At 66.9% G+C, this 9863-nt stretch carries 7 protein-coding genes and 1 pseudogene; 4 read left to right on the plus strand and 4 right to left on the minus strand.

Annotated features, from left to right (window positions below; genetic code table 11):
- Positions 1-70: 70 nt before the first annotated feature.
- Together Q4I23_RS26315 and Q4I23_RS26320 are read right to left on the minus strand one after the other, a co-directional pair.
- A pseudogene (locus Q4I23_RS26315) lies at positions 71-597 on the minus strand (IS6 family transposase); the annotation flags it as partial.
- A 422-nt stretch (positions 598-1019) separates the two neighbouring features.
- Positions 1020-4022: an ATP-binding protein gene (locus tag Q4I23_RS26320; RefSeq protein WP_498528169.1), complete on the minus strand. Its 3003-nt coding sequence runs from the start codon at positions 4020-4022 to the stop codon at positions 1020-1022.
- 307 nt (positions 4023-4329) lie between these two features.
- On the opposite strand from Q4I23_RS26320, the gene Q4I23_RS26325 reads away from it, so the two are divergent.
- From Q4I23_RS26325 to Q4I23_RS26335, 3 genes are read left to right on the plus strand one after another with little or no spacing between them, the layout of a single operon-like run.
- Positions 4330-4806, plus strand: coding sequence for a (2Fe-2S)-binding protein (locus Q4I23_RS26325; RefSeq protein ID WP_498528170.1), 477 nt, complete (start codon positions 4330-4332; stop codon positions 4804-4806).
- 7 nt (positions 4807-4813) lie between these two features.
- Positions 4814-7012, plus strand: a complete 2199-nt coding sequence (locus tag Q4I23_RS26330; RefSeq protein WP_498528171.1) for a xanthine dehydrogenase family protein molybdopterin-binding subunit — start codon at positions 4814-4816, stop codon at positions 7010-7012.
- Positions 7009-7653, plus strand: coding sequence for a hypothetical protein (locus Q4I23_RS26335; RefSeq protein ID WP_476960231.1), 645 nt, complete (start codon positions 7009-7011; stop codon positions 7651-7653). Before Q4I23_RS26330 ends, Q4I23_RS26335 begins: the two co-directional genes overlap by 4 nt.
- 147 nt (positions 7654-7800) lie before the next feature.
- On the opposite strand, the gene Q4I23_RS26340 is transcribed toward Q4I23_RS26335, so the two are convergent.
- Complete coding sequence (locus Q4I23_RS26340; protein WP_498528172.1) at positions 7801-8406, minus strand: FMN-dependent NADH-azoreductase; 606 nt, start codon at positions 8404-8406, stop codon at positions 7801-7803.
- A gap of 116 nt (positions 8407-8522) precedes the next feature.
- Here Q4I23_RS26340 and Q4I23_RS26345 point away from each other — a divergent pair, with 116 nt between their 5' ends.
- Positions 8523-9437, plus strand: coding sequence for a LysR family transcriptional regulator (locus tag Q4I23_RS26345; protein ID WP_498528173.1), 915 nt, complete (start codon positions 8523-8525; stop codon positions 9435-9437).
- A 60-nt stretch (positions 9438-9497) separates the two neighbouring features.
- Here the strand turns inward: Q4I23_RS26345 and Q4I23_RS26350 are convergent.
- Positions 9498-9863: nuclear transport factor 2 family protein (locus Q4I23_RS26350; RefSeq protein WP_498528174.1), on the minus strand; the 366-nt coding region annotated here is incomplete at its 5' end.

The following is a 9863-nucleotide window of genomic DNA, read 5'->3' on the forward strand; positions in this document are numbered from 1 at the left end:
TCGCCCGCTGAAACCCGCATTTTTATCCTCAACAGAGGCAAAAGGCCGAAATATGTTCGTTTTTCCGCACCCTGTTAAAGCGCTGCATCTTCCTTTCGCGTCGCCGGACCGGCTGGTGCGAGACCTCGGCCCGGTTGTTGCGTCGCCGGCCTTGTTCATGGCGGGCCGTCAGACCGATCTCGCGGAAGGCGGCCCCGTAGGAGCGGAGCTTATCGGTGGTGACCTGGGTGGGTGCGAAGCCGTGCTTCTTGAGCAGCTTGCGCATCAGCTTGAGGGCCGCAGCCTTGTCGCGCCGACGCTGGACGAGCACCTCCAGGACCTCGCCTTCATCATCGACCGCCCGCCAATTTTTACGACCATCTCGTCCAAATGCCAGCGCGGGCTGGGTCTCGGCCGGAGGCGTCGCAGGTTGCAAGTGATGGCCGGGCCGAACTTCAGAACCCAGCGCCGGACCGTTTCGTAGCTCACCTCCACACCGCGTTCAGCCAGAAGTTCCTCGACGTCGCGGTAGCTCAAGGTGAACCGCAGATACAGCCAGATCGCATGCTGGATGAGCGCGGGTGGGAAGTGGTGGCGGGCGTACGAGGGCGGCGGCATCCAGGGAAGATACCGCCATAACTGGTGAACCGCCACCGTCGCCGTGACAACGCCGTCACCGGCAAGCCACTGTCCGACAAGGCGGTGAACCGGCTGGTCAAGGAGAGCGCCGTCCGGGCCGGCCTGCCCGAGCCGGAGCGCTTCTCCGGCCATTCTCTGCGCGCCGGCCTCGCCACCGCGGCGGCCGAGGAGGAGGCGCAAACTCCACGACATCATGCGCCAGACCCGCCACAAGTCCACCGAGGTGGCCCGGCGCTACCTGCGCTCGCGCGACCGCTGGCGCAACAACGTCACCGAAAAGCTCTTCCGCTCACGGGGCGACGGCGGCTCCTGAACGGGAAATTTGGTCCCCATTTCCCGAATTAGATGTGCTCTCACCGTGCGTTGCGTCATTCTCGCCGGCATCAAGGACCACGTGCCGTCTACCCGGATCGAATAGCCGCGATCGAAGAACACACCGTTACCTCGTCGTACAGGGAGCGAGCCCGGCGGAGATCCTGCGTCCCCCAGCCTTCGCCGTACCGCCCGAGCACGTCGGACAATGTCGTGGTCGCTCCGGCCGTGTCTCCTTGATCGCGGAGAAGCCCGGCGAAGCTCGTCGCGGCACGCAATTCCCAGGCAAGCGCGCCTTGCCGTCGGCTCTCGGCCAATGCGCGTTCAAACCAGCGCCGCGCCTCCACCGGGTTGCCATTCCGCGCTGCCAGTTCACCACGCACCCGCTTCAAATCGGCCGAGCACCACCCTTCACCATTCCGGCGCAGGCGGCCGAAGGCTTCACGCAGGGCCCGCTCGGCCTCAACAGGGCGGCCGGCGTCGATCAGAATCGCCGCATACTCCCCAAGCATATGCGTCAGAAGCGGTCCATGTCGGATGTGGCGCAACTCGCCCAAGACCTCAGCCAGTTGACGCAGGCCGATGTCACGCCGGCCGTGACCGATCAGGAGGAAGCTCTCGTAGCAGCGGCCGAGCGTGTGCCAGATGGCCAACCCTGCGCCCTTGGTGCGGGCCATCAAAAGACCGGCGAAGCCATCCAACTCTTCGAGGTTGCCGTTGCGCAGAGCGATCGGGCAGGCCGCCTCCGACAGGGCATAGCTGATGCTGCCGGCATGGTCGCTGGACACCGCATCCTCGACGTTGCGCCGGCTGACGGCGCGCGCCTGTTCGGGGAAGCCCTGCAGCCACAGGATTTGCGCCTCGAAGCAGCGGGCGGCGACCGACTGGTCGAACTGGAAGGCGGCGATCTGCGCCGAACGGGGAATGGTTCCGCTGCGCGCGAGCATGCGTTCGATGCTGCCGCGCGCCGTTGCGAACCGTCCGACAAAGAAGTGTGAGACGCCAAGCATCCGATCGCCGAGGATGGCAAACAGCGGATCGTCGACACCGCTGGACAGGCTCGCATAGGTTTGGGCGATCGTCAGCGCTCCACGGGCGTCACCCTGATTGCGCCGGTCGATCCACAGCCCCCACAGCGCCTTCAGCCGTGCCTCGCGGTCGCCCAGATCCTCGGCGATGGCCAGCACGGTACTCCAGGCGGCTTGCACGCGCTCGCCGGCTCCGTCGATGTTCATCAGAGCGCCGCCCAGCGCGGCGTGAAGCCGCATCACGTCGCGCCGCCGCGTGGGATCACCCGGCGGGATGGCGCCGAGTGCGTGCCCGACGGCCTCGATGGTTTCGGCGATCAGCGACAGGTTGGTCCACAGCGGCACGGCGGCGAGGGTAAGACGCACGCCAAGCGGTTGCCCCTCCTCCGTCGACCAGCACCAGCGCAACGCCGAACGGACGTTGGTGAGCATCGCCTCCCAGCCTGTCCGTTGTGAAGCGCCGTCCGCCGGCTCCGGCGTCCAGTTCTCCAACCGCATCGTCCAATGCTCGGCATGCCGTGCCATCGCGGCATCCTGTTCGCCGTTGGCGACCAACTCCGCCCAGGCGAAGGCCCGGTTGGTGTCGAGCATGCGACAGCGGACGCCAAGCCCGTCGGGCGTCACCTCGATCAGCGATTTCGAAGCCAGCCGCTGGAGCAGACCTTTCACGGGGGCGGCGTCGGCGGCATCGAAGGAAAGGACGGCAACCGCGTCATCCCAGGCGACGGCGCCGCGGAGCACGCTGAAGCAACGAAAGACCCTCCGCTCCGCCTCATCTAGCAGGCGATAGCTCCATTCCACCGTCGCCAGCAAGGTCTGGTGGCGGGGCAGTGCCGTGCGGTAACCGCTGGTGAGCAGCGTGAAGCGATCGGAAAGCGCCTGCAGAAGACCGGCGACACCGAAATGGGGAACCAGGGCCGCAGCCAGTTCGATGGCCAGCGGCAGCCCGTCCAAGCGCCGGCAGATGTCCGCCAGGATGGGCGCCTCCGCCGCACCGAAGCGCAAACCGGCGGAGGCCGCGCCGGCGCGTTCGATGAACAGCCGCACCGCCGGGAAGGTCAGCGCGTCGGCCGGTGCCACTTGGCCGGCGACCGGCGACGGTAGGCCATGCACCGGATGAATCTGTTCCTCCGCAACACGCAGCGCCTCTCGGCTGGTGGCAAGAATGCGGACCCCCGGTGCCACCGCCAGAACCGCCTCGACGAAGCGCGCCGCGGTAGCGACGAGATGTTCGCAGGTGTCGAGCAGCAGAAAGGTGCGCCGGTCCGACAGGTAGCGCAGGATCGTCGCCGTGGGGTTCAGGCTATTGCCCGGCAGACCGAGCCGACCGGCCACGGCGGCGGCCAGCAGTTCACCGTCCGGCAGCGGCGACAGATCGACGGGAACCACCTCCTCCCCTCTGCCCGCCGCCAAGGTAGCGACCCGCATTGCCACTGCCGTCTTGCCGGCGCCGCCGGGCCCGACCAGCGTGACCAGCCGATGAGCGCCGATTTGTCGTCCGACCTCGGTGACCAGCGCGTCACGGCCGATCAGCCGCGTCAGCGGAAGCGCCGGTTGGGGCGGCGACAGATCATGCTCCTCCGGCGCGGTGGAGAGCGGGCGGAGCGGAGTGGTGGACACCGATGGCACGGCAAACGCATAACCGCGCCCTGTTACGGTGACGATGCAGTCCAGACAAGACGGCTCGACGCAGAGCAGTTTGCGCAGTGCGGCAATCTGGACCCGCAATGTGTTGCGCTCGACGTGGATGCCGGGCCAGACGGCGGTCATCAGTTCTTCGCTGGTCAGGGTCCTTCCCGCCCGTGTGGCCAGCAGGATCAGCAGATCCATGGCCCGACTGCCGATGCGCACCATCGTATCGCCACGGTAGAGCTTGCGAGCCTGCGGCAACAGCCGATAAGGGCCGAAGACGATCTCGCCCAGGTCAACGGCGTGACTGGGAGCCTGGATGGCGCGACCCAGCGAAATCGCGGGTGCCCCCGGAACGTGCGCGTTGCGTGCCGACTGTGATCCAGCAGCCGGACATGGTTCCACGTCACACCGGCTCCCGCCGAAATCCCCCATGGTACCCCCGGCGCTCTCCGGCCGTCCCCGCCCTCCGGCGGTGGTGCAAAATCATATCGTACGGGACCAAAACGGCAACTTCACCTTTGTAAAGTCAGCCTCACCTTTGTGATAGCGCGCCCCCCATCGGCGCGCCTCACACATTTTCACACCATTTAAGTCGGTCTGCTCAGTTCCGGCTGCCTAAGGTTGAGACCGCAAACCGACCCGTCTCTGCCTGACCGACCGCCGGGCAGCCACCGCACCAGGACATCGCAAGCACGGCCGAACATCGCACCAACAGCGCATCGCAAGGGAGCCTCCGACCATGCCCCACACCCTTAACGTCAATGGTATGACGCACACGGTCGATGTGGATGGAGACATTCCCCTGTTATGGGTGCTGCGCGACGTTCTCGGTCTGACCGGCACAAAGTTCGGCTGCGGCATCGCCATGTGCGGCGCCTGCACCGTCCATCTCGACGGGCAGGCTGTGCGGTCCTGCGTCACCACCGTTGCGGATGCCTCCTCCTCCATCATCACCACCATCGAGGCGGTCGGTAAAACCGACGAAGGCGCGCGCGTCCAGCGCGCTTGGTTGGCCGAAGAAGTGGTTCAATGCGGCTATTGCCAGTCCGGGCAGATCATGGCGGCGGCGGCCTTGCTGGCCGTCAACCCACAGCCCAACGACGAGGACATCGATGCGGTGATGTCCGGGAACATTTGCCGTTGCGGGACCTACCCGCGCATCCGTGCCGCCATCAAGCGCGCCTCCGGCGTCATCGTCAGCGAGGAGAATCTGTGAAATGGCCATGGCTAACCGGAACACACTGTCCTCGCCTCCCGCCAGCCCGCTTTCCCGCCGGGGCTTCCTCATCTCTGCCGCCGCTGTGGGGGGCGCCCTGGTGATCGGGCTGTGCCCCGCCGGGGTCGCCGCACAAAATGAAGGTGGAACAGCGGCCGAAGCGGCGACGGTTGGCGATGCTACCCTCACTCCCTTCATCCGCATTCCGCCAGCCGGGGCGATCGAGGTGATCGTGCCATCGGCCGAAATGGGGCAAGGTGTCTACGCTGCGATCGCTACGCTGATCGCCGAGGAGTTGGAGGTGCCGCTGGACCAGATCCGGGCCGTGCCGGCGCCGGCCGACCCGGCGCGCTACGCCCACCCTTTGCTTGGCGACCAGATCACCGGTGGTTCGGTCACCATCCGCGGTTTCTGGACACCCATGCGCCAGGCCGGGGCAGCGGCACGGACGATGCTGGTCGCTGCGGCGGCGCGGCAATGGGGCGTGTCCGCTGACTCCTGCAAGGCCGAAGCCGGGGTCGTGCGGCACCCCGAGAGTGGACGCAGCGCTCCCTACGGCACACTGGCCGCCGCCGCCGCGCGGGAACCGCTTCCGGAAACCGTGATGCTCAAGCCGGCCTCGGCCTTCACCCTGATCGGCAAAGCGCTGCCCCGCATCGACTCGCCGGAGAAGGTGGACGGAACCGCCCGTTTCGGGCTCGACGCCCACCCACCGGGGGTCAAGTTCGCGGCTTTGGCCATCTGCCCGACCTTTGGGGGCACGCTGAAGGCGGTGGACGACAGTGCGGCGCTCGCCGTCAAGGGGGTCCGGCAGGTGGTCCGACTGAGCGATGCCGTCGCAGTGGTCGCCGACCACACCGGAGCGGCCCGCAAGGGGCTGGCGGCGCTGCGCATCACCTGGGATGCCGGGCCGAACGGCGGCCTGACCACCGAGGAATTGGAGCGGCGCGCCGACGCCGCCATGGCGGGGGCGGCTCTGGTCGCCCATGAGGCCGGCGACGTGGCCGCGGCGGAGGCGGCACAGGCTCGCGGCCTTGACACCCTGTACCGGTTGCCCATCCTCGCCCATTCGGCGATGGAGCCGATGAACTGCACCGTGCATGTGCGCAAAGACTCCTGCGACGTCTGGGTTGGGACCCAGGTGGCCGGGCGGGCCCGCCAAGCGGCGGCGGCGGTCACTGGCCTGCCTGTGGAGAAGGTGGTGGTCCACAATCACCTGCTCGGCGGCGGCTTCGGCCGGCGCCTCGATTATGACGGCATCACCCTGGCGACCCGCGTGGCCCAGCAGGTCGACGGACCCGTGCAGGTGGTGTGGAGCCGTGAGGAGGACATCCGTCACGACTCCTTCCGCTATCTGAACCTCAGTCGGCTGCACCTCACGCTCGGCCCCGATGGGCTGCCGGTGTCGTGGCGCCACCGCGTCGTCGGACCAGCGATCATGGCGCGCTTCTTGCCGGCCTTCTTCAAGGACGGCATCGATCTCGACATCGTTGGCGGCGCCGAGGGACCCTATGATATCCCCAACAAGCGCGTCGAGTACGTCCGCCACGAAGCGCCGGAGGGCATGTTGACCGGCAACTGGCGCGGCGTCGGCCCGACCCGCAACGCCCCAGCCATCGAATGCGGCATCGACGAGGCGGCCCATCTTGCCGGCCAGGACCCTGTGATCTATCGGCGGCGCCTGCTCACCGGAACACCGCGGTTGCGCGCGGTGCTCGACCTTGCCGCGGAGCGGGCCGGGTGGGGAACGCCGCTCGAACCGGGGCGCGGACGCGGCGTGGCGGTAATCGCTGATTTCGGAAGCTTCGCCGCCCTGGTCGCCGACGTTCAGGTGACACCGGGCGGCACCGTCCGGATCGACCGCATGGTCTGCGCCGTCGATTGTGGGCAGGTCATCAATCCGGTGATCCTCAAGCAGCAGGTGGAGAGCGGGATCGTCTACGGCCTGAGCGCGGTGCTCTATGGCCGTCTGACCGTGGCCGACGGCGCCATCGTCGAGGGCAATTTCGATGACTCGCCAGTTCTGCGCATCAACGAGTGCCCCCGGATCGACGTCCATATCGTGCCGAGCACCGAGGCACCGGGCGGCGTCGGCGAACTGGGCACGCCGCCCGTAGCCCCGGCGGTGATGAACGCAATCTTCGCGGCGACCGGACAAAGGCTCCGCAATTTGCCGATCGACAGCAGCCGGCTGAGGAGGGCATGACCATGCGACGTATCGCCCGTCTCATCCTTCCCGCCGTGACCGTGAGCGCCCTGGCCCTGGCCGCTGCCATCGGCACCGCCCGAGCGGATACCACCGATCTCGGGCGCGGCCTGAAAAGCCCCGCCGAGATCGTCCCGACCGGAGATCCCGCGTCCCGCTCGCGCGCGCTCTTCACCGAAGCGGCCAAGGTTCTCACTGATCCCCGCTGCATGAACTGCCACCCGGCCGACCGCCAGCCGACCCAGGGCGATGCGATGCGCCCGCACGCTCCGTTCATGCAGGCCGGGGAGTCCGGGTTCGGTCAGCCCGGATTGAACTGCAACTCCTGCCACCGGACGGAGAACACCACCCTTGTCGGCAGCCGCATCGGCTCCGTTCCTGGCGCCACGCCATGGCTTTTGGCGCCGGCCAGCATGGCGTGGCAGGGGCTGACCCTCGGCGGGATCTGCCAGCAGTTGAAGGACCCGGCCCGCAACGGCGGCCGCAGTCTTGCCCAGATCCACACGCACTTGGCCGAGGATCATCTCGTCGCCTGGGCTTGGCATCCCGGCGAAGGCCGCCGTCCGGCACCGGGCACGCAGGCCGCCTTCGGCGCGTTGATCGCCGCCTGGATCGAGACCGGCGCCGAGTGCCCGCCCTGATCCGGTTCGCTGCAGGGATGCCGGCTCAGTACCGCTCGAACAGACGCAGGCGGAGGGCGACCACTGTCGCGGTGGTCAGCAGTGTACCGTCGAAGCCCGCCACAGCCGCCCGCCGGTCCCACCCTTCTGGCGCCGCGTTGGCGCTTGCTATACGGTCTGCACGATCCGCGCCCGCGCGGCACCGATGGCCTGTTCATGAGCTTCCGCCCCCAAAGCCAGCCGTTCCGCGCGGATGAATGTGACGTCGGTGATGCCCATGAACCCAAGCAAGGCTCGAAGATGCGGCTCCTGTGCGTCCATCGCCTGCGCCGGGCCTTCGCTGTACAGACCACCCCGGCTCTCGATGACGATTGCCCGCTTTTCCGTGAGCAGCCCCGCCGCGCCGCTGGCGGAATACTGGAACGTGACGCCGGCGCGCAGCACATGGTCGAACCATGATTTCAGGGTCGACGGAATGCCGAAGTTGTACATCGGCGCACCGATGATCACCGTATTGGCCGCTTTGAGCTCGGCAACGAGATTGTCCGAAAGAGCGCGGGCTTCCGCCTGATCGGCGTTGGCCGGATCACCGCCCCGCAGCGCGACGGCGGCATCAATGGTCAGGTGGGGAAGCGGATTGCGGCCAAGATCCCGGGCGATGACGTGAAGATCGGGTTCCTGCGAGCGTAGACGTGCAACGACCTCTTCGACGAGGCGGTTCGAAACGGACGCTGCGCCAAGAACGCTGCTGGTAAGGACGAGAACTGTGGACATGGATTTGGACCTCTTGAGCCATCCGACGATGGCGACCGGTCCAAGTTAGCGGTTCACCTGGAGGGCCAGAATGGCCTTAAATGCGCCCAGACTGTTGCCTGATTGGGAACACCGGCATGCCAGAGTTCGCGGACCTGAAGAGCTTCGTCGAGATCGTCGACAGTGGCGGCTTCAACCGGGCGGCGCATCGTCTGGGCATTTCAAAGTCGATCCTCAGCCGGCGGATGGCGCGGCTCGAAGCCGAACTTGGAACATGCCTTCTCAGCCGCACCACGCGTGGCATCAGCCCCACCGATGCCGGTCTCGAGTTCAAAGCGCGGTGCGAGCGGATTCTGGCGGATTTGGAGGACGCGCGTGACTCCGTCGCTCAACGAGGGGGTGGGATGATCGGGCGGTTGCGCCTTTCCGTGCCCGCGGCTTTCGTCCATCACATGGCTCCAGTCCTGGCGGACTTGGCCCGGCTCCACCCCAGGCTCGCCATGGATGTGTCCTACAGCGACCGGATTGCCGACTTGATGGGCGAGCGTTTCGATGCCGCGGTCCGCATTGGCACGCTGCGCGATTCCAGCCTCGTGGCGCGCCGAATCGCGCCGGTCCGAGCCGTGCTGGTCGCCAGCCCGGAGTATATCGGGCGACACGGCCGACCGGACGAGCCGGCTGACCTTACCACCCATGAATGTCTGATCTACAGCGGCGCGGTACAGACGGAGTGGCGGTTCCGCTCCGGTAAAAAATGGCTGTCGGTTCGCCCAGAAGGGCGCCTACGGACCGACAGCGGGGATGCCATCGTGCAGTGGGCGATTGCGGGGCTTGGGGTCGCCGCCGTTCCGTTGTTCCTCGTGTCAGAGTTCATCGCGAGCGGAAGGCTCGAAGCGCTCCTTCTCGATTACGACATGCCAGAACATGGTCTCTACGTTTTGCGACCTCCCGGCCCCCATGTTTTGGGAAAGGTCCGGATATTGATCGATACGCTTGTCGCGCGCTTCGGCGGCGAACACGCCTCATGCGTCGGTTCGCCGTCTCCGCAGTAGGAACGTCCGCCACGCGGCAATTGATGCGCCTGCCGCGCGGTGGGCAGGACAACTGCTCTGCTACTGCGTCGGCGTCACGCGCTGCCAGAAATCGTTGAACACGATGCTGTCGAAGAACGCGGTCGCTTTGATGATCCGGTCGTTCCGCAGCGTAAGGAACCACGCGTAACTGTTGCGATACGGCTGGCCATCGCGGGCCGTTCCTTCCGCATCGAAATGCACGATCACCGTGTCGCCGTCAGCATAGAGATTCCGGATTTCCGGAACGAAACGGCTGGCCATGCGGGCACCGAAGGGCCGGATCACGTTGCTGAGGAAGTCCTCTCGGCCCGTGTAGGTGCGCGCAACCAGATCGTGTCCCAAGACGTGGTGTAGCTGAGGAGAACCGGCCCGCCGAAGCGCCCCCAGAGCTGGCGTAGGCGGGCC

The organism is Azospirillum sp. UFLA03-27, from assembly GCF_059803775.1.